This is a genomic window from Lysobacter firmicutimachus (assembly GCF_037027445.1).
Lineage (GTDB): Bacteria > Pseudomonadota > Gammaproteobacteria > Xanthomonadales > Xanthomonadaceae > Lysobacter > Lysobacter firmicutimachus.
Genome location: NZ_JBANDL010000002.1, coordinates 799,149 through 824,894 on the forward strand (window position 1 = coordinate 799,149; position 25,746 = coordinate 824,894).

Here is a 25,746-nt window from a genome sequence, read left to right on the forward strand (position 1 = left end):
GTGTCGCTCGAAGTCATCGGCGAAACCATCGGCCGCGCGCTCGGCCCGTCCGTTGAATCGCGTGGGCGCGATCGACTCGGTTGATTCGCCGATTTCGCTGGCGCGAGTACGGCGGCTTCCAGCGCGCGCTTGCGAGTCACTGGCTGTCGATGCGGCCGGACCTGCTCGCCGATCTCGAGCGGCCCGACTGTTACCTCGCCCGATCGCAGCGCGTACCGAGGCGGGCTCGCCTGCGGCGCAGGGATCGGGACCTTCGCGTATCGGAAGCCCTCGCGCATGCGCCGTCGGACGGCCGTCCTGTGTAGAGTGAGTGCCTCTCCGGCGATGCGTCCTTACGCGGCGGGCCTCGGGCAGCGGTTCCCGGCTTGTGCGAGGCGAGCGTCGGCCCGGCCCCAGCATTCGGACCAGGACGTCGACCCGTGCGAGCCAAGATCGCCTTCTTCTCCGGTTTCCTCGTTGCCGCCGCCGTCGCGGTTGCGGTCAACGCGCTGCCGTACTGGCGCACCCGCCAGGCCTATCGCTACGACGGGCAGGAAGTGGCCGGATTTCCGTTCGTGTTCCGCCGGATCGGCGGCGACTGCGCTGCCGGGGCCTGCGAGAACTACGGCTTGCACCTGGGCTATTTCGCCGCCGATCTGGCCTTGGGACTGGCGTTCGCGGTGCTGGCCGGCGTCATCGCTACGGCGATAGCGCGCAGGCCGCGCGCCGCCTGAAGGCGGATTCCGGCCGCATCGCGGCTCTGTGCCGGCTGCGACGCACACAGCGACGTGTATCGACAGGTCTCGTGCCGGGAACCCGCTCGTCGAGGCGGGCCCTGCGCCGTCGGACTGTCCCGCAGCGCAGGCCAAGGCCATGACGATGGGACTGGGGTCCGCTCGAGCCTGCGCCGCGCGGTGCCGCGTCGTTGCGCTCGCCCGATGCGCGGGTCTGCTTGTCCGCCGCGGCGGCGGCACGCTTCACGCTCATCGCGTCGGGGCGTTGTTACCGACGAGTTCGTGCCGCCGCCGGCCGCAACCGCCGCCGCAGCGCGGCTGTCGCCGACGACCGCGGCCACGGCTTCGGACCGCTGCGCACGGTAGAAGGGTCGTGTCTTGCGCGTCATCCGGCCATCCCGCCGCCCACGACCCGACAGGACACTGCCATGAGCCGCATCATCTATTCCGGGTCACCGAACAACCCGCGCTGGAGCACCGATCAGGTCATCTTCACGATGACGCAATACCAGACCGGCGGTCTGGCGCCGCGGCAGCAGATCAATTTCGGCGCGGCCAGCGCCGCGGCGATCCTCGGCCCCGACCTGTGCATGCCCGGGGTGCAGGGCAACAACGTGCCGACCGCCGTGGGCGCGCCATGGGATGCGCAACTGCCCGCCGGACCGGCCGAAACGTTCACCACCGACGGCAATAACAACTGGGTGCGCGCGCATCTGATCAACGGCCGCTGGGGCGGGCCGGGCAATACCTGGCAGAACCTGACCCCGCTGACCGCGACCGGCAACGCCAACCACGCGACGGTCGAGGGTTATATCGATGCCTATCTCGCCGCCTGTCGGCAATTCGAGACCTCAGGCCAAGGCCAGCAGCCGGTCTGGTACGGCGTGTACTACTGCGTCCAGGCTTCGCAGGACCCGTGGTCGGACGCGAACACTACCGCCGATACCAACCTGTACTCCTATGCGCCGGCGTTCATCAAGATTTCCTGGCGCGCCGTCACGATCACCAAGCCGGTCAATGTCTCGCCCCAGGCCGCAGCGGCCAACATCGACAACTACCCCATGGCGGGCGTGGTGAATTTCCCGCAGGGCTTCCAGCTGCCGCAGTTGCCGGCGGTCATGAACGGCGCGGCGACGCTGCCGGCGGCCGGCAACGTCGCCGGCGGGGCGGTGCTGGGCGCATTGCCGGCCAACTTCCCGGTCGCGCAGGCCAACGGTTTCGACGGTTGGATCGAGGTCCATCAGGACTGAACCACCGCGACGAGGCGGGCCGGGCACTCAGCGCTCGGCCTGCCTGGTCGGGCCCGGCGCCGCGGCTTCGGCCGCGACCGGCATCGCCGCATCGCGATGGGCGAAGAAACGCCAGTGCACGGCGACGAACGCCGCCGTCACGATCAGGTACGTTCCGAGGCCCTTGGAACCGCCGGGCAACAGGCTGCCGTCGACCGACGGGAACAGCGCGCCGAGCACGTTGGCGTGCACATTGGCCGCCCAGTGCAAGGCGACCGCCGGCCACACCGAGCCACCGCCGCGCTCGACCAGGTAGACCAGGAACACCGACCAGACGGCCAGATAGCCGACGTAGCGCAGCGACGATTCGACGCTGCCGAACACCGCCGCGCCGAACAGCGGCACATGCCACAGCGACCATGCCGCAGCGATCAACAGCGCGGTGGCCAGCGGGCTCAGGCGCTGCAGCAGGGCGGGTTGCAGATAGCCGCGCCAGCCGAACTCTTCGGCCAGCGGCCCGGTCACGATCGCCGCAGCCAGCGTCGTCGCCAGCCCGATATCGAACGCCGGCCGCAGCGCGTTCAACGGTATGCCCTGTATGAGCAGATAGCCCGCGCCCAGTGCCGGCGGGATCAGCGCGGCCGCCAAGATCCAACGCAGCGTGCCGCGCAGGCGCAGGGTCCGCCGGCACAGCGCGGCCAGGCCTGCGCGGCCGCCTTCGGCCCAGGCGGCGGCGAAGCCGGCCAGGCTGACGAACAGCGGGAACAGCCACAAACTCAACGCGGCGTGGTCCAGCAGGGACCAGCCCAGCCAGGGAACGGCGAAGGCGACAGCGAAGAACACGGATACACCGACGAGCTGGCGACGCGGCATGAAGTCCCCGTAAGACGATGCGCCCGGCGACGCCCGAGCGAACGACGATGGTCGGCAACTGCGCCGGCAAGGTCAATCTGTTCCGTCGCCGCAGTCCGGGTTTCGTCGCCAGCGGCGCAGGCACGTCGTGGCCGACCTCGCGACGGCGCTTGCTATGATCCGCAGCGCCGGCGCGCCGACCCCGGGTGCGCCGTCTCCATCCCCTCCAATGACGAAGGAACGTTATGAGCAGGAAGCGGTTTTTCGGTTCGATCTGGCTGGCCGCGGCGTTGTGTTCGTCGAACGCATCGGCCGAGGACACGCCGGCGCCCGCGATGGAGCCCGCCGTCGCCGCGCCGACGGACCCGCGCCACGTGCCGAAGTTGAACATCCGCTGGGATTGCGGCGAATGCGAGCGCAACGACAAAGTGCCGCCGCTGATCGAACAGGCCTACGCCGAGGAAGCGGCGGAGAACCAGGCCCGCGTATCCGACAGCGACGTCGCCGAGGTCGCCATCGTCGACATCCGCCAGCGACCGCCCGGCGTGCGGGTGATGTTCGGCGTCATGGCCGGCCGCGATCGCCTCGGCTTGCGCGTCAAATACCGCGACCGCGTTTTCGAAGTGTCCGACACCTCGGCCAATATCGTCATGGGCCTCAACCACTTGTCGGCCTCGGTGGGCAAGAGCGTGTTCGAGGAATTGAGTACGAACGCGAGTCGTTGACCTGCGTCAGGCAATGAATCGAAACGCATGTGTCGCGATATTCGTGACACATGCCTTTGGCCAGCACACACCGAACATCCGATAAGTCGCGCCATATGGCCGGTTGCGCTGTGCACTACCGATGCGGCAACCGGTCGGTACCCTGTTGCGGCGCCGGCCGCGGATCAGTCGGGTCGGCGCAGCCTGCAAGCGATGCGGAATCGAACAGGCTGGATGCGATGTCGCGTCCAGCGTTGTGCCGCGTTGCATCGGCGTACGTCGTGTCGCTGAGCCCTGGGATAAAGAGCGCTATGCCAGCAGTTGCTGGTGTCTTGAAGCTCGCGCCTTGCGGCTGTGCCGGGCGGCCATCGTATCGATCGCGTCGCGGCGGGTGGGCGCTGCCGCGCGAGGTCGGTAAACGGTGTGGTCGGCGAAGGAACGGCGCAATCTTGGCGCTGCCCACGGTACAGGCAAGGCGAGTGTGGGTGGCCGCCATCGGCGCGAAAGTGCGTTGGGTGCCGATCGCCGCCGGAAGGCAGTCTTCTCCTCGGCGACGCGCAGCGCTTGAACCTGCGACCGCGGTATCAATTTTACGGAGATGGCGAAGCTTGACGCACTATGTAGTTCGCCGTTTTTCCGCTGAGTAGACTCGTTTGCACAGGCGAGGGGATTCGATGGAATACCTGAAAGCACTGGCGGAGTTCGGCATATGGACGGCCATTTACCCGTCGGGGCTGGGAGTCATCGCTCTTGGCGGCGAGAAGATTCGCGTTCTAGCTCGCAATGCTTTGGTCACTCTATGCGTTGGCAGCGCGGCATGGACCGTATTGCTGATCGCGTTGGCGCTGTCCGGGCTGTTCTTCCCGGTAGCGATCGGCATTCTGGGGTGGGGGGTGACGATAGTCTTTCTCGTCGATCCGCATCGCCGTCGCGCGATGCGCGACGCGCTTCCGGATTGGCGGTGGTCGCTCGTACCGGTTGCGCTGATCGTTGTGGTCGCGGGGTTCCTGTATGCAGGCTTCCCCAAACAGAGTCTGCTCGGGGAGCGCGACGAAGGCATCTACGCCCAGCACGCGCTGCACTTGCTGCGTGCCGGAACATCCAGGATCGACCTGCAGCGGCTCGGGATCGCAACCGATCCGGCGGTGGAAGCGATCGAACAAGGGCGATCGCCGGAACTACCCGGTATCTACCCCACCGGCACGGCTTGGACTTACCAGTTCTCGGCGGCGACGCCGGTCTGGATGGCGATGCTTGGTGCGCTGCTGGGGCCGTTGGCCATCTTCCGTCTCAACGCGGTGATCGGCGTGCTCAATTGCCTGGCTTTCTATGCCTTGGCGGTACGCTGCCTCCCCCCGGGACGGCGACATTGGGCGGTGGCGGCCTTGGCCGCGTTCGCATTCCAGCCGGCGCAGGTCTGGATATCGCGTAACAGTTTGAGCGAGCCGTTCTGCGCTTGGTTCGTTCTAAATGGATTGTGGATCGCTGCGTTCGCGATTTCGCGACGGTCGGCTGCGCTGGGTTGGTTCGGCGGCGCCATGCTGGGCATGTCGACGCTGGTGCGCATCGATGCGGTCGTATTCTCGCTGACGGCATCTTTGGCTGCGGTGTGCTTCGTCGCGATCGACCGGACGCGCGGTCGAAGCCTGGCCTCGGTCGCCATTTGCATCGCAGCGGGATGTTCGTTATCGACCGTTCTGGCCTTGCTCTATTTCGCCGTCTTCGTGCGTCCCTATCTGATTGGGTTGGCCGATCTCGTATTGCCGGCATTGTCGGCGTCGCTGTCCTGCTTACTCGGCGCCTGGTTGTGTTCGCGAATGCGGTTTCAACCGCTGTCGCTGCGCGCGTCGAACGCGATGGCGTGGTGGGCCGCTGCCGGATTTCTCGCGGTGTTCGTCTATGCGATGTGGATTCGGCCGTCGGTGCAACCCTACGCGCTGATCGAATCCAAGCTGGTTCCGCATCTGAACGGAACCCGAGACTATCGAGAGATCAGCCTGGGCAATCTTTCGGCCTATCTGGGCACCTGGGTGGTTCTTGCCGCAGCTTTAGGGGCGGGGGTTGGGTTGTGGCGGGTGCTGAGACGGCCGACCGCGATCGCAGCGGACTGGATGATGCTGTTCTTGTTCGTCCCGATGACGATCTATCTTTGGCGGCCGATGATTTCGCCGGATCACGTCTGGGCTGCGCGCCGCTGGGTGCCGACGGTTTTTCCCGCGATTCTGGTGTTCGCGGCGATCGGGGCGGCGTTGGTCGGCTCGCTGGCGCCTCGTCGGGTGCGGACCGTCGCGATCGCTGCGGTGTCGCTGGCGCTGAGCGCGCATTTGCTGTGGCAGCAACGTGAGTACCTGTTCTTGCGCGAAGACCGCGATATGGTGGCGCAGATCGAGGCGATCGCCGGTTTCCTTCCGGTCGACAGCGTGAGCTATGTCGCCGGCTCCGGTCCTCTGGCCAGCGCCTTGCTCAGCGGCTTCGGCCGGCCGGTAGCGATGTTGCCGGCACAGCCGCAACCGCTGAGTGCCGAGCGTTTGGCGCGCTACGGAGGTTGCGCCGGTAGGCCCTGCGTCATCGTGCATCCCAGCAACCAGGCGATTGCGGGTTCCGGCGCGAGAACGCTGGCCGAGCTTCCGATCGTCCGTGTCCGTCGCAATACCGCTTTCCATGCTCCTGCACGCGGCGTTCACCAGGAGCGAAGTGATTGGCGCATCACCCGGATTGAACCGTAGGCGGGACCGCGCTCGGCGCGGCTCCGGCTTGCCATGGACTCTGCGAGGTAGTCGCTATGAACGTGCATCGCTTCGTTCGTTTCGAGAGCGTCGCGGGACCGCTCACGCCGGCCGCTCAGGCAGCGGAAGCCGCCGCCGCCGCGCGCAAGCCGATCAAGCTCGTGATTCAGATTCCATGCCGAAACGAAGCCAGTCAATTGCCGGCGACGCTGGCCGCGCTGCCTCGAATACTGCCCGGCGTCAACGAGGTGGAATGGCTGGTGATCGACGACGGTTCCGACGACGGTACCGCAGCCGTTGCGGTCGAGCATGGCGCGCATGTGGTGCTGCGCCTGAGCGAGCATCATGGCCTTGCGCGAGCGTTCGCGGCCGGATTGGAGGTCGCCTGTCGACGCGGGGCCGACATCGTCGTCAACCTCGACGGCGACAACCAGTACGATGCCCGGGCGATGCCGGCGCTGGTCGCCGAAATCCTCGAGGGGCGTGCCGACATCGTGATCGGCTGCCGGCCCATCGATCGCATCGCGCATTTCTCCTGGGCCAAGAAGCGCTTGCAAAACATCGGCAGCAGCGTGGTCCGGGCCGTGGCCGGCGTGCGAGTCGACGATGCTACCAGCGGTTTCCGCGCGTACAGCCGCGAGGCGGCGCTTCGGCTCAATGTGTACTCGCGCTACACCTATACGTTAGAGACGCTGATTCAGGCCGGGCAGACCGGGTTGCGGGTCGGTTCGGTGCCGGTCGGGGTCAACCCGCCGACCCGTCCGTCGCGTCTCATCCGCAGCATTCCTGTATATGTCGGTCGTTCGGGGCTCGCCATTCTGCGTGCTTTTCTGACCTATCGGCCGCTGGAGTTCTTCCTGTTGCCTGCAGCCTTCAGCGGTCTGGCCGGCGTGGGAATCGGCGCGGGGTTCCTGTTCGAGTATGCGCGCGGCGACGGGCAGGGCCATGTGCAGTCGCTGATACTCGCGGCGGTGCTGATCCTGTGCGCTGGCGCAGCGACGACGATCGGCTTGTTGGCGCACCAGTTGGCGGTCAATCGGCGGTTGCTCGAGGAGCTGCAGCAGGATCGGAGGCGAAAGGAGTGGCGGGCGGCTCCATGAAGTCGGTTTGGTACCTGTCGCGGAAATTTCCGCCCAGTCAGGGCGGCATGCAGCGGCTCAGTTTCCATATCGCCGATCAGCTGCGCGCGCGCTCGCCGGTCACGGTAGTGAAGTGGGGGCGGGGGCAATGGGGCGTGCCTTGGTTCGTGCTGTGGGCCTCGATGCGGCTGGTTTGGGGATTGGGGCGCGGTGAGGTGCGGCTGCTGCTGCTCGGCGATCCCGCGTTGAGTGCGTTGGCCTGGCCGGCGCGCTGGATGGGCGTACCGACCGCGGTCGTGGTGCACGGTCTGGACATCGCGTTCCCGGCGGGCTGGTATCAGAGCTATCTGCGGCGACACTTCGATCGTCGCTTCGACCGCTACATCTGCATCAGCCGCCATGTCGGGGGGATGTTGCGGGAACGCGGCGTCGCGTCCGACCGGCACACCCTGATCCATCCGGGCGTAGATACCCTGCCGCCGTCCGGAACCGAGCGCGATCCCCAGTCGCCGGTGCGATTGTTGATCCTGGGGCGTTTGGTGCGCCGCAAGGGCGCTCTATGGTTCCTGCGCGAAGTGATGCCACGTCTGCTTGAGCGCGCGCTGCCGGTCACGCTGGACATCGTAGGCGACGGGCCCGACCGAGCGGCGTTGGCGACGGCGATCTCGGAACTGGACTTGCGTGCCACGGTGAGTCTGCACGGGGCGGTCGACGAATCCGTCAAACTGGGCTTGTTGGCGCGCTGCGATCTGGTGCTGATGCCGAACATCCGCGCTCCCGGCGATCCGGAGGGCTTCGGCCTGGTGGCACTGGAGGCGGGCGTCAGCGAACGCTACGTCCTGGCCGCGGACCTGGAGGGGTTGCGCGATGCGATCAGCGAACCCCACAACGGCCGTCTGTTGCCCAGCCAGGACGGTGCCGAGTGGTGCGCGACAATTGCGAAACTGTGCGCGGATCGCGATGCTCTGCGAGCGTTAGGCCGCCAAGCGCGCGAGTTCGTCGGCTTACATCATTCCTGGAGCGAGATGGGTCGGCGTTACCACGAGTGCCTGAATGAGCTGCTCTGAAGCCCGGCGCAGCCGCTTGCGCGGGTTCGGCCTGTTCCTCGGCCTGGCGGCGCTGGTCTGGGTGGTGACAGAAGCGTCCGGACGCAGTCGCGAGTTGGCCTGGCTGCTGCAGGATCTGGCCGCCGGTCGCTTTGCGGCATCCGTCGCCTGCTGCCTGGCGAGCCAGATTTTGTTCGCGGCCGCATGGCACGTGCTCGCCCGCAACGGCTGGATCGGAGCTCGCGCCATCGGCGATATGTCTCGCTGGGCGCAAAGCCTGCCGGGGAAATATCTGCCCGGCAAGATCTGGCAAGGCGTAGCGCGCGGAGCGCTGTACGCCGACGGCGATACCGCTCCGCGCGGCGTGCTGTTGTTGTTCCTGCGCGAACAGTGCCTGTCGCTGGGATTGTGCGCGGCGATCGCGGCGACATACGCGCCTGCGGCTCTCCCGCCGAGAGCGGGCGCATGGTTGCAAGTGGGGCTGGCATGCGGCGCGGTCGCGTTGACCTGGGCGGGCATCTGGCGCCGATGGCCGATAGCGATATCGCCGCGTTCGTCGCGATTGTGGAGCGGACGGTCCCGCGTCGGCCCGTCCTATCGCGCGTCGGCGCTGGCCTGGTTGTTGCAAGCCGGAGCGTACTCGGCCATGAGTGCGGGGTTCGTCGTGCTCGCCGGCGGTGGGGACATGCCGCTTGCTGGTTCGCAGGCGGCCGCTGCGATGTGCCTGTCGGGTCTGATCGGCGTCGCCGCCCTGTTCGTGCCGGCCGGTATAGGCGTGCGGGAGGCCGGTCTGGTATGGGGGCTGGCGCCATGGGTCGGTACGGCCGAGGCGGCCGGCCTAGCCCTGATGTGGCGTCTGGCGATTACCGGTGCCGAAGTGATGTTCTCCGGCGCCGGTTTTCTGCTGCCGCTGGTCCGGCCCTTGCGAGCCGCGGGTCCCGGACCGGGCCGGGACCTGCGGACCGATCAGAACTCTTCGACGCCCGAGTGACCGACGAAAAGAGGCGGGTTGGAGCCGTTTCCGCTTTCGCAGGTCAGCGAGTACGACAACAGCAGCGCCAACAAGCCTCGCGACTCGACCTTCAGTACCCACAAGCCGTTAGCGCCGTCGTTGCGGGTACTGCGTTCGCCCAGATATACCTTCTGGAACGAGCTGATGTCGTTGCCGCCGGCTACGACGTTGCCTTGCGGATCTTCCAAGCGCATTTCCAGCTGCGAGGCGTTGGCGCCGTTGATCCGGCATTGCACCCAGTCGGGATGCTGTAGGTACAGGCCGTACCGGTCCTGGCCGCTGATCAGGCCGAGCACCGAGCCTAGCGCGCTGGTCGTGGACAGGCCGACTTTCTTGCTCCTCAGGTCGTCCGGATCACTTTCCTTGGCGATGCGGAAGTCGCCGTCGAAGCGCTGATTTTCCTGCAATGTGCAGTATGCGACGAAGCCCGGGTTGGAGCCGGCCGTGGTCTCATTGAACACCGCCTGCACGTTCTCGTAGTCGCCGGCCGGCGCGCCGACGTGGCTGTGCACGTCGAGGAAGCGCAAGGTCTCGTTGGCGCTCAGGCTGGTGACCTGCTGATTGCCGAGCTGCGCGCCGCTGGCCGTGCGCAGCGACCAGGTGACCTCGACCGGTTCGCCGAGAGAACCGACGAAACAGTTCGACTGGTAGCCCGGGGCCGCCGCCTGGCGACGCAATCCGGCGACGATCGACGAACTCGCGCCGCCGCCGGTCAGCGAACCGATCTTGAACCCTTCCACCGAATAGCCGGCGCCGGTGAACGATTGCACGCGCGCATAAGCCGAAATCGGAACCGTGGTGGCGCTCTGTTCTGTCAGCGAAAGCTGGCCGTAATTGCTGGTGGAGCTCGGCGTGATGCCGCACAGCGATGCCAGCGATCCTTCGACGACGGCGCCAGGGGCGACGCTGAGCGTGGTGCAAAGGCGCGGACCCGGAAGAGGGGTTCCGGTCGCGCCGTAGTACTCGACGCGCACGCTCGCGTTGGTGGTTCCGGCATTTCGGACATAGATCGTCGATACATAGCTGGTGCTGCTGACGACTAGCGGCATGCGCACGGTGGTTCCGTAGCCGTCGCTGCTTTGCGCGAACGCATTGCCGGCCAAGAGCGCGCCGACCAGCAGGCAGTGCTTGTAGGCTTTCATTCGCATCCTCTCCTGTACTTCATCCTGTCCATTCGTGGCCGTGGGCCTCGCCCACGGGTCGTTGCTCCACCGAGGCGCCTGTTGTCGGTCGCCCGGTCTTGCCCGCATCGCCGCCGGACCGGAGGCGTCACTGATTCAACAGCGATTCGGGGAAGGGCTTGGTACCGTCGAGTACGGCGGCGATGTCGGCGCGGCTGACGCCGTAGATCTGAGACACGGCCTCCGGGTGGGCGCGCATCTCGGCCAGCAATTGTTGTTTGAGCTGATCGCGTGCGCCCGGGGAAAGGGCAAGCCCTTGGTTGTAGACGATTTCCTGCGGTTTTCCGTCCGGGCCGATGAACGTCCGCGGCGGTTGAGCCTGCGGCGCAGCGCTGCGGACACGCTCTTCCAATGCGGCCTGAGCCGGCGCCACCGCGGAGCCTATGGGCTCGTCAGCGTGGCGCGCGTCCGCGAGGTCGCGTTGGGCGTCGTGCGCAGTCGGCTGGATGGCGGACGCGGAATCTGTCGTCGAACGGTCGCTGTAGAACGGAATCCGGACGGTACTGGTTAAGAGAAACAAGGCAGCCAATGCGATGGTTGCGGCCAACAGTGCGCGTATCCGCGTCGATGCCATGAGTTGCTCCTGTCTTGGGCGGCGATGGCCGGTCGCGACGCGATACGCGTCGGCGTTCCAATACTGATCCGCAGGCTTGCGTACGTTTCCGGTTTTATCTTTTCGGTAAAACGAAGAACGTGACCAGGCCGGGCAAAGCGGTCCGAGCCCGAACGGTCGTACCGAAGACTGGAGACGCGAGCCAATGTGAACTGAGCTTCGTGTCGCGCGCCGGTCCGCGGCGGGATGAGACCGGTGCGTGGCGCTTCATCGATGGAAATCGTCTGCGATCCGAAGGGTCGGATAGGAACGGTGAGCGAGCGTGAGCTGAGCCCTTGCCGGTGCGAAACCCGTCGACTCGCTCGTAGCTGAGCGCGATGCGGGGCAGTCCGTGCGCCGATGCATCGATGAACGGCGGGACGGACGAGATGAGATCCATCGTCGACCGCATTGGATAGCGACACCAGGGTCTTTGACGAATGTGTCGCATAGCCACACACACTAAACGCCGGCTATACGACGGCGACGAATCAATGTGACTTCACTTGGTCTGGACCGACGCTGCCGTTGCGGCTGCTAGATTCGATTCGACGTGACCTTCGTAACGAAGCGAGATGAATGTGCTTCGGCGAAGGCGGGTAAGTCGTTGCAGGCAGTCGAGTCGGTTGCGTCATTGCCTGGCTCGCCGTTGCTGAGCCAACGGCTCGAACGGAATCGGGCTACAGGAGCGATCGAGTGAAGCAGGGGGCGCGGGGCAACCACGACCGCCGTTGGCGGCGGTGCTGGGCCGGATGTGTACTTGGTGGGGTCGTGGCGACGGCCGGCGCGCAGACGATCGATCCGGGCGAACGCGAGTTGACGCGGCAACGCGAGCGCGAGCGCGCCTTGCGCGAACAACAGGAGCGGCGGCCGGACGTGCGCCTGGAATCGGGCGCGGGCCGTGAGCAGGAGCGATTGCCCGATAACGAAACGCCGTGCTTTCCGATTCGCGAACTGCGTCTGTCCGGCGACATGGCCCACGAGTTCGCGTGGGCCGTGCGCGCGGCCGAGTTGCCGGCGGCCGGCCCTTGCCTGGGCGCCGGCGGCATCGATGTGCTGATGAAGCGGGTCCAGAACGCGATCATCGCCCGCGGCTACATCACCACCCGCGTGCTGGCGCCGCCGCAGGATCTCAACAATGGCGTGCTGACCCTTGCCGTGGTCCCGGGGCGGATCGAACAAGTGCGCTATGCCGAGGGCGCGGATGCGCGTGCCCACTGGTCGAATGCCTTGCCGGTACGCTCGGGCGAACTGCTCAACCTGCGCGACATCGAGCAAGGGCTGGAGAATCTGCAGCGCGTTCCTACCGCGACCGCCGACATCCGCATCGCGCCCGCCGACGGCGAGGGCGCGGCGCCGGGCGAAAGCGATCTGATCGTCGCCTGGCAGCAGCGCTCGCCGCTGCGCGTCAATCTCGGCCTGGACGATGCCGGAAGCGAAGCGACCGGCCGCTTGCAGGCCAATGCGACGCTGTCGGTCGACCACGGATTGGCCCGCAACGACCTGTTCTACCTCAATCTCGGCCACGACGCGTTCAACGGTCGCGGCCGCGGCACCTCCAGTTGGACCGCGCATTACGACGTCCCGTACGGCTATTGGTTGCTCGGCGCGACCGCCAGCGGCTACGAGTATCACCAGACCGTCGCGGGCGACCGTCAGGACTATCGCTACAGCGGGTCGAGCCGGAACGCCGAACTGCGCCTGGCGCGACTGCTGTTCCGCGACGCCCGCAGCAAGTTCGGCGCCTACGCGCGCGGCTGGTGGCGCGAGTCGGACAACTTCATCGACGACACCGAGATCGAGGTGCAGCGCCGGCGCAACGCCGGCTGGGAAGCGGGGCTGACCTACAAGCGCTTCATCGGCCGCGCCATCGTCGACGCCAATCTTTCCTATCGTCGCGGTACCGGTGCCTTCGGCGCCCTGCCGGCGCCGGAGCAGGCGTTCGGCGAGGGGACCTCGCGCATGAAGTTGATCGCCGCGGAGTTGCAGTTGACGGCACCGTTCCAGGTCGGCGCGCAGTCGCTGCGTTACACCGGAAGCTGGCGCGGGCAGTGGAATCGCACGCCGTTGGTCCCGCAGGACCGCTTCGCGATCGGCGGCCGTTACACCGTGCGCGGTTTCGACGGCGAAGCCGCGCTCAGCGGCGAACGCGGCTGGCTGTGGCGCAACGAGCTGGCGCTGTCCCTGGGCGGGCCGCACGAACTGTATCTGGGCGCCGACGTCGGCCATGTCGGCGGGCCGTCCGTGGCATGGCAGTCGGGCGACCGCCTCGTCGGCGGCGTGATCGGTCTGCGCGGGCGCTGGCGCCGTTTGAGTTGGGACGGTTTCGTCGGCGCACCGATCTCAGCGCCGCGCGGTTTCCCAGGCGCCTACACCGTCACCGGCTTCAACCTCGCCTGGTCGTACTGAGCGGCAACGTCCGCTCACGGATTTTCCCTCGGATTTCAGCTGTATTCGCAGTCAAGGAAGCACGTCATGAACCGCATCTACCGCCTGGTCTTCAATTGCGCCCTGGGCGTCTGGCAGGTCGCCTCGGAACTGGTGAGCGCGCCGCGCGGCGGCCGCAGCGGCGGCGGACGCGCAACGGCCCCGAGGCTGCGAGCGATGACCGGCGCGCTGTGGATCGTCTTGGGGGCCGCGACGACGTTGCCGGCCTGGGCGCAGATCGTGGCCGACCCGAACGCGCCGGGTAGCCAGCGGCCGACCGTGCTGCAGGCGCCCAACGGCGTGCCGCTGGTGAATATCCAGACCCCGAGCGCGGCCGGCGTATCGCGCAATACCTACCGCCAGTTCGATGTCGACCGCGAAGGCGCGATCCTCAACAACGCGCGCGGCAGCGCGCAGACCCAGCTCGGCGGTTGGGTGCAGGGCAATCCCTGGCTCGCAGGCGGCGGCGCCAGGGTGATTCTCAACGAGATCAACAGCGCCAACCCGACCCGTCTGAACGGTTATGTCGAAGTCGCCGGGCCGCGCGCGGAGGTGGTGATCGCCAACCCGGCCGGCATCCAGGTCGACGGCGGCGGCTTCATCAACACGCGCCGCGCCACCCTGACCACCGGCGCGCCGATCCTCACCGGCGGCAGCCTCGACGGCTATCGGGTCGAAGGCGGGGCGATCGGCATCGGCGGCGCCGGGTTGGATGCCGGAACGACGGACTACACCGACCTGATCGCGCGCTCGCTGCGGATCAACGCCGGAGTGTGGGCGCAGCAGCTGCAAGTTACCGCGGGCGCCAACACGGTCAGCGCCGATCACCGCAGCGTCGTCGCGACCGCCGGCAGCGGCGCCGCTCCGGCGTACGCGCTCGACGTCGGCGCCCTGGGGGGCATGTACGCCGGCAAGATCGTCCTGCTCGGCACCGAACACGGGCTCGGGGTGCGCAATGCCGGCGCGATCGGGGCGCAGGCCGGCGAACTGAGCCTGAGCGCCGATGGTCGGCTCAGCAACAGCGGCCGGATCCAGGCGCAAAGCGATGCGGCGCTCGATCTGAGCGGCGGGGTGAGCAACGCCGGCACCGTCAGCGCTGGCCAACAGCTGCGCATCGCCACTCCGGCCGATCTGGACAACAGCGGCGGCACGCTCAACGCGCGTCGCCTGGAGCTGAGCGCACAAAGCCTGAGCAATCGCGCGGGCGCGATCGAACAGACCGCGCTGCAGGCGCTGCGGCTGGAGGCGGGTGCGCTGAGCAATCGCGAAGGCGGACGGATCGGTCTGGCCGCGTTGTCTTCGGGAGGCGGAACCGGCGGGGCCGGCGGTACCGCCGGCGGCGACAGCGGCAGCGGTACCGCCGCCGGCAGCGATCCCAGCGCACCGGCGGTGGCGCCGCCGCCGATCGTGCCGCTGGCCGATGGCGTGCTGCGCATCGGCGGGTTGCTGAACAACGATGCCGGTTCGATCCAGGCCGGCAGCGGCATCGTCCTGAACAGCGGCAGCGGTTTGAACAACGACGGCGGCGAACTCGGCTTGGCCTCGTTGACGGTGACCGCAGGCGATGTGAGCAATCGCGGCGGCACGCTGGCGGTGCAGGGCGAGGCGCAGCTGCAGCTCGGCAACCTGATCAACGACGCCGGCCGGCTCAGCGTCGGCGGCGCGCTTGGACTGAACTCGCAAAGCTTCAGCAACCGCGGCGGCGAGCTGCTGCACGGCGGCGGCGCGGCGAGCCAGTGGCGGGTCGCCGGCACGCTGGACAACCGCGGCGGCCGGGTGGCGAGCAACGCCGACCAGCTCCAGCTCGATGCCGGCCGTTTGCTCAACGAGCAGGGGCGGATCGAACACGCCGGCAGCGGCGGGACGATTCTGAACCTCGGCGACTTGAACGGCGCTGGGGGTCGCATCGCCGGCGCGGGCGCGTTGCGACTGCGCGCCGGCGTCGTCGATCACCGTGGCGCGACTCTGAGCGGCAACGCCGTCGACGTCGCGGCCATGCACTTCGACAACCGCGGCGGCACGGTGCAATCCGGCGGCGCAGCGATGTTCGCAGTCGACGGGCGGTTCGACAACGACGCTGGGACCGTCGCGGCGACGAACGACCTGAGTTTGCGCGCCGCAAGTCTCGGCAACGCCGGCGGCAGCCTGCAATCGGCCGGCAATGCCGCGATCGAAGCCGCCACCGTGCAAGGCGCCGGCGGCACGATCGGCAGCAACGGCGCACTGTCGCTGCGTGGCGGCGACGTCGATCTCAGCGCCGGCACCACCTTCGCCCGCAACATCGATGTCGCCGTCGACACCTTGTCGACCGCAGGCGGCACGCTGCAGTCGGCCGGCGAGCTGACCATCGCCGCGGCCACGGCGATGGACAACGCCGGCGGCCGCATCGTCGGCGCCGGCGACATGGCGCTCGCCAGCGCCGCCTTGAACAATCGGGCCGGCACCATCGAGCACGCCGGCGCCGGCACCCTGGCGATCCAGGCCACGAACCTCACCGGCGCCGGCGGGACGATCGGCAGCAACGGCGCGCTCGACCTGCGCGGAGGAACCCTCGATCTCAGCGGCGGCCAAACCTATGCGCGCACGATCGCGCTGCAGGCCGATGCGCTGAACCATGTCGGCGCCACACTGCAGGCCGGCGACACCGCGTCGCTGGCCGTTCGCGACACCCTCGACAACAGCCAAGGCCGGATCGCGGCCAGCGGCGATACCCGGGTGCAGGCCGGCACCCTGGTCAACCGCGGTGGCGCCATCGAGCACGCCGGTACCGGCACGCTCGATCTGCAGGCGATCGTCGTCGACGGCGCGGGCGGCCGCATCGCCGGCAATGGTCAACTCAATCTCTCCGCGCAGTCCGTCGACTTGCGCGCCGGCGACACCTACGCCCAGCGCATCGACCTGCGCGCCGTCGACCTGGTCACCGCCGGCGGCCAGCTCAGCGCCGGCCAGGACGCGTTGCTCGCGATCCAAGGCCGCCACGACAACACCAGCGGCCGCATCGCCAGCGGCGGCGAACTGCAACTGCAATCGAGCGCGCTGATCAACCAGGCCGGCCTGATCGCGGGCGCGGCGACGGTGCGGCTCGACACCGGCACGCTCGACAACCGCCAGGGGCAGATCCAGAGCGGCGGCGCCGCCGCGGTGACGGTCGCGGGCGCGTTCGACAACAGCGCCGGCAGCGTGATCGCCCAGGACGACCTTAGCGTCGCCGCGGCCAGCCTGGACAACGACGGCGGTACCCTGGCTTCGGTTGCCGGAGCGGTCGCGCTCGATATCGGAGATGCGTTCTCCAACGTCGGCGGCCGGGTTCAATCCGCCGGCGTGCTGTCGCTGCAGTCGCAAGGCCTGGACAACCGCGGCGGCGACATCGCCGGCGGTGCGGTTACGCTCGACGCCGGCAACGGCGCGTTGCTCAACGACGGCGGGCGTATCGCCGGCGCGCAGAGCCTGCGCATCGACAGCGGCGCGCTCAGCAACGACGCCGGCCTGATCCAGGCGGGCACGGCGCTGGCGATCGACACCCACGGCCAGGCCCTGAGCAACGCCAACAGCGGCAGCGACAAGGGCATCAGCAGCGGCGGCACCTTGCAGGTAAGCGCGGGCGCGCTCAGCAACAGCGCCGGCACCGTTTATGCCGGCGGCGCCGCGACGTTGCAGGCCGTGAGTATCGTCAACAACGGCCAGATCGGCGGCCGCGACACGCTGGCGCTCACCGCCGGCGGCATCGACAATCGCGGCGGGCAGATTCAGGCCCTGGGCGATACCCGGCTCGATGCCGGCGCCGGCGTCGTCGACAACCAGGCGGGCCTGATCGGTTCCGCGACGAATCTGAGCCTCAGCGCGGCGAGCCTGATCAACCGCAACACGCTCGGCGCCAACCAGGGCGTGGTCGGCGGCAGCGTCACGGTCGTCGCGGATACGCTCGACAACGCGAGCGGCCTGCTCAGCGCCGACCGCGATCTGCTCCTGCGCGGCGGCGGCACGATCGACAACCGCGGCGGCCAGGTCGCCGCCGGCGGCACGCTCGATGTCCGCGATCCCGGCTTCACCCGCACCCTCGACAACGACAGCGGCCGCCTTGCCGCCGGCGACCTGCTGACCCTGCAGCTCAAGCGCCTCAGCGGCAACGGCAGCCTGGAATCGGGGCTCGACGCGACCATCGCGCTTGCCGACAGCTACGACCACCAGGGCAGCCTGCTCGCCAACCGCGACCTGTCGTTGTCCACCCAGGGCGACCTGCGCAACGCCGGCCGGATCGCCGCCGGCGGCAACCTGAACCTGAGCGCGAACGCACTCGACAACGCCGCCAGCGGCGAAATCACCGCCGCCAACGGCAGCGCGCGGATCGTCGTCGCCGGCAGGGCGACCAATCGCGGTGTGATCGACGGCGCCGATACCCGCATCGACGCCGCGCGCATCGACAACCTCGGCAGCGGCCGGCTGTACGGCGACCATCTCGCGCTGGGCGCGGCCGAGATCAACAATCTCGAGGAAACCGTCGCCGGTACCACCCGCGCCGGCACCATCGCTGCGCGCCAGCGCCTGGACATCGGTGCCGGCACGCTCAACAACCGTCGCGAAAGTTTGATCTACAGCGGCGGAGACGCGGCCATCGGCGGCGCGCTCGACGCCGCCGGCCTGGCCGCCGGCACCGCCGGCGCGGTCAACAACACCAGCGCGCTCATCGACGTCGCCGGCGATCTGAGCATCGATGCCAGCGCGATCGTCAACCTGCGCGAGAACGTGTCGATCGCCCAGTCCACCACCACCCGTGCGCCGACCCGCCTGGACCAGCCGTACTGGCGCAACAACGGCAGCAACGCCACCACCAACATCCGCAGCAGCAGCAACTACACCGCCTACGAGGTCTACTACCTCGACCCGGCGGATATCCTCGAAGACACGCCGCACATCACTCCCGATGGCGTGCAGCTGCGCAAGGCAGTGGTGCGGCTGAATCCGCAGACCAGCGCCTACTACTTCGCTCGCGGCGGCATGTACGCCGCGCTGGGCGAGCGCTCGCGCCTGAGTGCGGTCGACGGCACGGTGACGATCTACTACACCGGCCGTCAGGAGGCGCAGTCCAACCCCGACCAGGGCGGCAGCGACGATCCCTTCGCCGAACTGGCTCAGCCGCAGCCAGGATCGCCGGCCTTCGTCTACCAGAGCGACAGCCTCAGCTACTCCAGCGCCTACGGCACGTGCAGCAACGACTGTGTGCAGCTGTGGACCGCGTTCGACTACGACGACCCCGACCACACCCTACTGGTGCCGCAAGGCACCGGCGGCGGCAGCCTCGGCGACAACGAGGAATACCGGATCGCCACCCCGACCGTCACCGAGGACACGATCGCGCCCGGTATCGGCAGCGATGCGGCGATCCGCTCCGGCGGCGCGATGAATCTGCGCGTCGACGACCTGCAGAACCGCTACGGCCAGATCGCCGCCGGCGGCGATCTGAGCATCGCCGGCCACGGCGGCGCCAGCCAGGTCGTCAACGTCGGCCAGACCCTGTACCGCACCTACGACTTCAACAACGTCAGCCACGGCTACAACGGCACCACCCGCGCCTGGACCGCGCCCTCGCTGTCCGAGCAGATCGGCCAGCTCGGCGGCACCATCACCAGCAACGGCACGCTGAGCGTCGAAACCAGCGACTTGAGCAACCTCAACCTAGGCCGCAATGCGCCGGGCGTGGTCGATCCCTCCGTCTTGCTCAACCTCAATGCCGGCAACGCGCGCGGCAGCGGCGGCGCCAGCAGCTTCGTCCTGCAGCCGGGCGCGGCCGCGATCGAAGTCGCGGCCAACCCGGCCCCCAACGCCGGCGGTCCCGGCGGCGGCGCGGCGAGCGGCGGTGCGAACGAAGCGCCCGCGATCGTCCGCACCTTGCCGGCCCACTTCGCCCTGCCGGGCAGCAGCCTGTTCCGCCTGACCGGCAACGGCAGCGGCTACCTGGTGGAAACCGACCCGCGCTTCGCCAACTACCGCCAGTGGTTGGGCTCGGACTACCTGTTCGGCCTGCTCGGCGCCGATCCCACCCACCTGCATAAGCGCCTCGGCGACGGCTACTACGAACAGCGCCTGGTCCGCGACCAGATCGCACAGCTCACCGGCCGCCGCTTCCTCGACGGCTACGCCAGCGACGAAGACCAGTTCCGCGCGCTGATGAACGCCGGCGCCCTGTTCGCGCAGCAATACGGCCTACGCCCGGGCATCGCCTTGACCGCCGAGCAGATGGCCCAGCTGACCAGCGACATCGTCTGGCTGGTCGAACAGACGGTGACCCTGCCCGACGGTACCACCGCCACCGTGCTCGCGCCGCAGGTGTACGTGCGCGTGCGCAAGGACGACCTGCACCGCGACGGCAGCCTGATCGCCGGCGACGCGACCCGGCTGAAGCTGCAGGGCGACCTGGTCAACGGCGGCCGCATCGCCGGCCGCACCGCGGTCGCGATCACCGCCCAGAACGTGCACAACCTCGGCGGCCTGATCCAGGGCGGCGACGTCGCGGTGACCGCCCAGCAGGACCTGATCAACCGCGGCGGCGTCATCCGCGGCGCCGACCGCTTGGTGGTCGGCGCCGGCCGCGACCTGATCGTCGAAGGCAGCAAGGATTACGCTCCCGACCGCCTCGCCGGCCTCTACGTCAGCAACCCGAACGGCGTGCTGCTCGCCAGCGCCGGCCGCGACCTGTCCGTACTCGGCGCCGCGCAGGTGCGCAGCGCCGGCGACGCCGCCCTCAGCGCCGGCCGCGACCTGAGCATCGCCTCCCGCGCGGGCGAGGTCGCGACCACCGGCTACGGCAAGAACCGCGACAGCAAGCAAGGCCTCGATACTGCCGGCGTCAGCGCCGGCGGCAACCTGATCCTGTCCGCCGGCCGCGACGTGCAACTGACGGCGGCTCAGCTCGAAGCCGGCCAGTCCGCCGCGATCGTCGCCGGGCGCGACATCGTCAGCTCCACCGTCACCACCACCGACACCAGCGACCGCCACGTCGATGCGGGGCGGACGAAGACGACGGCGCATACCTCGGATGAGACCTTGCATGGGACGGCGATCAAGGCGGGGGGCGATATCGCGATGCAGGCCGGGCAGGACATCACCCTGCAGGCGGCTACGGCGGTGAGCGATGCGGGCGGCATCGCGTTGGCGGCCGGGCGCGATGTGAAACTGACGGCAGCTCAGGAGCGACACGATCAAGTCCAGGACAGCACGACCAAGAAGTCCGGCTTCCTGAGCAGCAGCACAAAGACCACCCACGACGAGTCGCACGCCAGTCTGGCGGTCGGCACCACGCTCAGCGGCGAAACCGTCGATATTTCGGCGGGACGCGACGTCAGCGCGCAGGGAGCGCAAGTCGTCGGCACCGGCGATGTGCTGGTGGCGGCCGGCCGCAATCTGACGCTGGATGCGGCGCAATCGACCTACAGCGAGGCGCACAGCCAGACCCAGAAGAAATCCGGACTGATGAGCACCGGTGGGGTCGGCATCATGCTCGGCAGCCGCAGCTTGGCGCAGACCCAAAGCTCGACCGCCACCGAAGCGGTCGGCACGCTGCTGGGCAGCACCGACGGCCGGGTCACCCTGGTGGCGGGCCAGGACGTGAAGATCCGCGGCAGCGATGTGATCTCGGCGGCCGGCACCGGCATCGTCGGCAAGAACGTCGTCATCGAAGCGGCCGAGCAGCAATCGCAGCAGACTTATACGTCCAAGTTCCAACAATCGGGCCTGGAGCTGAGCCTCAGCGGCACCGCCATGACCGCCGCCACCAGCGCGTATCACAGCGCGAAACGGGCCGGCGAAACCGACAATGGCCGCCTGAAGGCGCTCAACGCAGCGGCGGCCGGTTATGCGGCTTACGACGCCTATGAGCTGGGCCAGAGAGCCGCCAGCAATGGTGGGAAGTCCGCTGGCGGCCCGCAGAACGAAGCGATCAATCTCAAGCTCGGCATCGGCAGCCAGAGTTCCAGCAGCAAGACCGAGCTGAGCCAGACCACCCAGCGCGGCAGCAACATCCGTAGCGGCGGCGATGTCGCGATCGTCGCGACCGAGGGCGATCTGACCGTCACCGGCAGCAAGGTCGCCGGCCAGAACGTGCTGCTTGATGCCGCGCGCAATCTGACCCTGCAGTCGGCCAAGGAGACCAGCAGCCAGCACTCGACCAGCAAGAGCGGCGGCGGTGGGGTCGGCGTGCTGGTCGGCCAGAGCGGCATGGGCTTCTACGTCGAGGCCAACGCCAGCCGCGGCAAGGCCGATGGCGACAGCGTCACCCACGCCGAGACGACCATTGATGCGGCCAACACGCTAGTGCTGCGCAGCGGCGGCAACACCACCTTGCGAGGCGCGCAGGCCCGCGGCGAGCAGGTCATCGCCCGCGTCGGCGGTGATTTGAGCCTGATCAGTCAGCAGGACACCGATCACTTCAAGAGCAAAGACCAGTCGGCCGGCGGTCAGGTCGTGATCGGCGTCGGCAGCAGCGCCAGCGTCAGCTACAACCAGAACAAGATCGACAGCGACTACAAGAGCGTCACCGAGCAGACCGGCATCGTCGCCGGCAAGGGCGGTTTCGATATCGAGGTCGGCGGCACCACCACCCTGACCGGCGCGGCGATCGCCAGCGCAGCCGATGCGGCGCGCAACCGCCTCAGCACCCAGGCGCTGGTCGCGACGGACCTGCAGAACTCCGCCAAGTACAGCGCCAGCAGCGTCGGCGGCACGGTCGGCACCAACGGCGGTTCGCCCAATCTCGGCATGCCGCAGAAGGACGATGCCAGCAGCACCACCCGCAGCGGCATCAGCGCCGGCACCCTCGACATCCGCGGCGGCGATACCGGCGCGGTCGCCAAGCTGGATCGCAGCCTGACCGATTTGCAGCAAGCCGGGCTGAAGCCGATCTTCGACGAAAAGGAAGTTCGCGAGCGGCAAGAAGTGGGTGCGTTGGCGCTTCAGGTCGGCATGCAGACGGCCGGCACTATCGCCCAAACGATGCAGACGCGCGCCATCGGCGATCTGCAGGCCGCCGAAGCCAGCGGCGACCCGGCCGCGATCGACGCCGCCCAGCAGCGTTTGCAAAGCTGGAGCGACGGCGGCACCTACAAGGCCCTGCTCCACGGTATGACTGCGGCAGCGGCAGCGGCCCTGGGCGGCGGCGACATCGGCGCCGCCGCGTTGGGCGCGGCCGGCGCCGAGCGGACCAAGGGAGCGATGGCGAGCTATCTGGACCAGCAAGGCGTCGCCTACGGCAGTCCTGCCTACAAGACCTTGATGGAACTCGGCAGCGCTGCGCTGGGCGGCATGATCGGTAGCGGCAGTGGTGCGGCGTCGGCGCTGGCGGGGGATCAGTACAACCGGCAACTGCATCCAGATGAGATCGCCTGGATCAATGCCAACGCTTCGCAGTTCGCTTTCGAAGCAGGCAATATTCCGATCGACGAAGCCAAGCGTCGATTGATTCTGGAGGCAGCGGCGCAGGTTGATGCTACGACCAACCAAAGACTCAACGAGCATCGCCCCATCACCGATCAGGTCGATGAAGAAGCATTGTCGTTCTTGACTAAGAATCGCCCCGGATTCGATTGGGGTAAAGGATTCGAAGAGCCTGACACAACCCGGTATCTCGACCACGCCCGGTTCCGCGACCAGCTCGCTGGTGATGTCGACGCGTTCCAGCAGGTCTATAACACGCTGCAGGGAGGAGGGCTAAGCCAGGGCGACTTGCGCTACATCTATGGCAGCAGCCTGCTCAACTGGGCAGATGGCGTTCACGCCAGGAGCGGTTTACAGCTAACTGCCGCTCTTGGTGCGAGCGGAAGCGCTGGAGCGTTGGCGGCAGCGGGAACCCTGAGCGCCGGTGCCGCAATGAGTCTGGGGAACAGTCTCGTCGTTAGGTGTTTGAGCAATCTGCTCGGATGCAACGGAATTGGTATCGCAGGAATGGAAATCCTGATGGGCGATGCTGCGCCATCTACCGGTCTAGCTATTCCGGTCGGAAATCCGGTGGGGGCGGGTGGTGCGGCATCTGTAGTCGACGATTTGGCGAAGCGCGTGGCCAACAAAGTTGACCGTATCGTCTACGAAACTGATGCCCTCAATGTCTTAAGGGACGATATGCTGGCCGGGGCGGGCGGAAAATGGCCGGTAGTTAACGAGGCGGTCAGCGCTTCAACCGTTCAGCAGAGTACGCCAACATCGTGTGGTCAGGCTTGCGCCCAAATGCTGCTTGCTGATCGTGGAACGGCGATCGACCAAACGCAATTTGGGCTGGGATTGACGTCTCCTCAAGGGTTGGCTGCAAATCTGAACAGGATAGATGATGGGTGGATAGGGGCAGGTGTTGATCCATCTAGTTTTGATGCCTTAAACAAGACGGGCTCGTGGGCGGCGATGATGTGGGAAAGAGGTAGCAGCTACGGCCATTGGGTAGTTGTTGATGGGTTAAATGATGGTGGAATGGTGGTGGTGCGTGATCCGTTCAGTGCAACCCGCTATCTGATGAAAAAAGACGATTTCGATAATGCATGGAGTGGTTACAGTGTATTCAAGCCAGAATCGAAGCCTTGACCTTGTGTTGAACTCAATAACTTATACGGAGAGCGAGTCGGTGGTGTATCGCGCATCTGTTGACGGCGCGGAGATTGAATTCCGTGCGGCTGTATCAGACATTGCTGGGATTAGGTCCGTGGTAATGTCTGATGACTTTGAGAGCTTTCTCAGGCCTTTCTGTAGAGCCGACCCAGCCATTGTTAAGCGATTGATTAAGCTGACATGGGCTGTGATCGAAGGAGACTCGCCGGTTTACCCTGTGCATGTCTAGCAACTCGAATACACGTTGAATTTTTGACGTCGCCCAACAGCGCCTGCGGAACTGGAGCGGCGGCAACAACAAAGCTCCGCTGCACGGCGTGACCGCGGCGGCGACATCGGTGCCGCGCTGCGCTGGGCGGCATGATCGGTAGCGGCAGTGGTGCGGCGTCGGCGCTGGCGGGGGATCAGTACAACCGGCAGCTGCATCCGGACGAGATCGCCTGGATCAATGTCAACGCTTCGCAGTTCGCTTTCGAAGCAGGCAATATTCCGATCGACGAAGCCAAGCGTCGATTGATTCTGGAGGCAGCGGCGCAGGTTGATGCTACGACCAACCAAAGACTCAACGAGCATCGCCCCATCACCGATCAGGTCGATGAAGAAGCATTGTCGTTCTTGACTAAGAATCGCCCCGGATTCGATTGGGGTAAAGGATTCGAAGAGCCTGACACAACCCGGTATCTCGCCACGCCCGGTTCCGCGACCAGCTCGCTGGTGATGTCGACGCGTTCCAGCAGGTCTATAACACGCTGCAGGGAGGAGGGCTGAGTCAGGGTGACCTGCGCTACATCTATGGCCGCGGCCTGCTCCATTGGGCCGACAACGTCACTTCCAGAAGTGCTGGCCAGGTCGGCTTGTTCCTTGGGGCCACAGGCGCTACCGGAGTGACCGCAGCGTTGGCCGGCCTGACTCTTCCAGGAGTTGCTGCCCGATGTTTTTCCAGCCTCGCTACGTGCAACGAGCTGGCCGTGGCTGCGATGGAAATGGGAATGGGCGATGCAGCTTTTGCGTCTGGAATAGCCATACCTGCAGCTATTGGGGGTAGTAAGGTTGTCGCTGGTGTATCAGATGATCTAGTGAAACGTGCTGCTCAAGCAGCAGACGACCTGGCAAGAGAGATTGAAGGCATAACGCAGGGAGGCACTGCACTCGTTACCCGCGCCGGCAACGCTACGTTTGAGGTCGGAAAGGCAATGGATGATCTCAGTGCTACTGAGCAGCAAGGGTTGAGAATATTATTAGCTCTTGGATATGACGTGCATGTGCCGTTGGAGGCAAGTAAAAGAGGGGTTTCTGGAATGCCGACTTCGGAGTTCGTAGTGGAGGGGTTGGGGAGGGTGGATGTATACGCGCCAGAAAAACCTAGTGTTATTGCAATTGCTAGGGAAGTTGAGGCGAAGGTTTTTTCCGGGCAGGCTGATTCTGTTGTGGTTGTAGTTCCTGTTGGCTTCAGTAATTTCGACATGTACAAGGCTGCTGCGGCTGCTTTCATGAAAGTAAGGCAAGGGCGCCAAATACCCCTTGATAGACTAATTTTCTCGCAAAGGGGGAGGGTCGTGCAGTTCGATCGGATGGTTGTTGAAAACCTATTGAGGCGGTGA

The 25,746-nt window shown here is 66.9% G+C and carries 14 protein-coding genes; 11 read left to right on the top strand and 3 right to left on the bottom strand.

Annotated features, from left to right (window positions below; genetic code table 11):
- The first annotated feature begins 419 nt into the window (after window positions 1–419).
- Entirely contained in the window at window positions 420–713 is a 294-nt protein-coding gene (locus tag V2J18_RS03410; protein ID WP_064748044.1) for a hypothetical protein, read from the top strand.
- 428 nt (window positions 714–1,141) lie between these two features.
- Window positions 1,142–1,963, top strand: a complete 822-nt coding sequence (locus V2J18_RS03415) for a hypothetical protein (RefSeq protein ID WP_064748043.1) — start codon at window positions 1,142–1,144, stop codon at window positions 1,961–1,963.
- A gap of 27 nt (window positions 1,964–1,990) precedes the next feature.
- Here V2J18_RS03415 and V2J18_RS03420 read toward each other — a convergent pair whose 3' ends face one another.
- On the bottom strand, window positions 1,991–2,785 hold the full coding sequence (locus tag V2J18_RS03420) for a CPBP family intramembrane glutamic endopeptidase (RefSeq protein WP_186442585.1): 795 nt from the start codon (window positions 2,783–2,785) through the stop codon (window positions 1,991–1,993).
- Between the two features lie 254 nt (window positions 2,786–3,039).
- Here V2J18_RS03420 and V2J18_RS03425 point away from each other — a divergent pair, with 254 nt between their 5' ends.
- The 5 genes from V2J18_RS03425 (at window position 3,040) to V2J18_RS03445 (ending at window position 9,340) form a co-directional block, all read left to right on the top strand.
- On the top strand, window positions 3,040–3,519 hold the full coding sequence (locus V2J18_RS03425; protein ID WP_064748041.1) for a hypothetical protein: 480 nt from the start codon (window positions 3,040–3,042) through the stop codon (window positions 3,517–3,519).
- A gap of 653 nt (window positions 3,520–4,172) precedes the next feature.
- Window positions 4,173–6,224, top strand: a complete 2,052-nt coding sequence (locus V2J18_RS03430; RefSeq protein ID WP_064748040.1) for a hypothetical protein — start codon at window positions 4,173–4,175, stop codon at window positions 6,222–6,224.
- Window positions 6,225–6,280: 56 nt separating this feature from the next.
- The gene (locus V2J18_RS03435; RefSeq protein WP_261370112.1) at window positions 6,281–7,324 is read left to right on the top strand and encodes a glycosyltransferase family 2 protein; all 1,044 of its coding nucleotides are present in this window, start codon (window positions 6,281–6,283) and stop codon (window positions 7,322–7,324) included.
- The gene (locus V2J18_RS03440) at window positions 7,321–8,370 is read left to right on the top strand and encodes a glycosyltransferase family 4 protein (RefSeq protein WP_064748039.1); all 1,050 of its coding nucleotides are present in this window, start codon (window positions 7,321–7,323) and stop codon (window positions 8,368–8,370) included. The genes V2J18_RS03435 and V2J18_RS03440 overlap by 4 nt, the downstream gene beginning before the upstream one ends.
- Window positions 8,357–9,340 carry a hypothetical protein gene (locus V2J18_RS03445; RefSeq protein WP_336130974.1) on the top strand — a complete coding sequence of 328 codons (984 nt, stop codon included), beginning with the start codon at window positions 8,357–8,359 and terminating at the stop codon, window positions 9,338–9,340. Before V2J18_RS03440 ends, V2J18_RS03445 begins: the two co-directional genes overlap by 14 nt.
- Here the strand turns inward: V2J18_RS03445 and V2J18_RS03450 are convergent.
- Window positions 9,316–10,503, bottom strand: a complete 1,188-nt coding sequence (locus V2J18_RS03450) for a hypothetical protein (RefSeq protein WP_064748037.1) — start codon at window positions 10,501–10,503, stop codon at window positions 9,316–9,318. The two genes, V2J18_RS03445 and V2J18_RS03450, sit on opposite strands and share 25 nt — an antisense overlap.
- 127 nt (window positions 10,504–10,630) lie before the next feature.
- The gene (locus V2J18_RS03455; protein ID WP_336130975.1) at window positions 10,631–11,116 is read right to left on the bottom strand and encodes a hypothetical protein; all 486 of its coding nucleotides are present in this window, start codon (window positions 11,114–11,116) and stop codon (window positions 10,631–10,633) included.
- A 789-nt stretch (window positions 11,117–11,905) separates the two neighbouring features.
- Here V2J18_RS03455 and V2J18_RS03460 point away from each other — a divergent pair.
- The 4 genes from V2J18_RS03460 to V2J18_RS03475 all read left to right on the top strand — a co-directional run bounded on the left by V2J18_RS03460 (window position 11,906) and on the right by V2J18_RS03475 (window position 25,746).
- Complete coding sequence (locus tag V2J18_RS03460) at window positions 11,906–13,543, top strand: ShlB/FhaC/HecB family hemolysin secretion/activation protein (RefSeq protein WP_336130976.1); 1,638 nt, start codon at window positions 11,906–11,908, stop codon at window positions 13,541–13,543.
- A gap of 66 nt (window positions 13,544–13,609) precedes the next feature.
- Entirely contained in the window at window positions 13,610–24,121 is a 10,512-nt protein-coding gene (locus V2J18_RS03465; protein WP_336130978.1) for a hemagglutinin repeat-containing protein, read from the top strand.
- 384 nt (window positions 24,122–24,505) lie between these two features.
- Complete coding sequence (locus V2J18_RS03470; RefSeq protein WP_336130979.1) at window positions 24,506–24,913, top strand: hypothetical protein; 408 nt, start codon at window positions 24,506–24,508, stop codon at window positions 24,911–24,913.
- Between the two features lie 200 nt (window positions 24,914–25,113).
- On the top strand, window positions 25,114–25,746 hold the full coding sequence (locus V2J18_RS03475; RefSeq protein ID WP_141233447.1) for a hypothetical protein: 633 nt from the start codon (window positions 25,114–25,116) through the stop codon (window positions 25,744–25,746).

Coding starts and splice junctions, on each gene's coding strand:
- V2J18_RS03435 (WP_261370112.1), top strand. CDS start 6,281: ATGAACGTGCATCGCTTCGTTCGTTTCGAGAGCGTCGCGGGACCGCTC.
- V2J18_RS03465 (WP_336130978.1), top strand. CDS start 13,610: ATGAACCGCATCTACCGCCTGGTCTTCAATTGCGCCCTGGGCGTCTGG.
- V2J18_RS03440 (WP_064748039.1), top strand. CDS start 7,321: ATGAAGTCGGTTTGGTACCTGTCGCGGAAATTTCCGCCCAGTCAGGGC.
- V2J18_RS03415 (WP_064748043.1), top strand. CDS start 1,142: ATGAGCCGCATCATCTATTCCGGGTCACCGAACAACCCGCGCTGGAGC.
- V2J18_RS03425 (WP_064748041.1), top strand. CDS start 3,040: ATGAGCAGGAAGCGGTTTTTCGGTTCGATCTGGCTGGCCGCGGCGTTG.
- V2J18_RS03470 (WP_336130979.1), top strand. CDS start 24,506: ATGATCGGTAGCGGCAGTGGTGCGGCGTCGGCGCTGGCGGGGGATCAG.
- V2J18_RS03445 (WP_336130974.1), top strand. CDS start 8,357: ATGAGCTGCTCTGAAGCCCGGCGCAGCCGCTTGCGCGGGTTCGGCCTG.
- V2J18_RS03450 (WP_064748037.1), bottom strand. CDS start 10,503: ATGAAAGCCTACAAGCACTGCCTGCTGGTCGGCGCGCTCTTGGCCGGC.
- V2J18_RS03455 (WP_336130975.1), bottom strand. CDS start 11,116: ATGGCATCGACGCGGATACGCGCACTGTTGGCCGCAACCATCGCATTG.
- V2J18_RS03430 (WP_064748040.1), top strand. CDS start 4,173: ATGGAATACCTGAAAGCACTGGCGGAGTTCGGCATATGGACGGCCATT.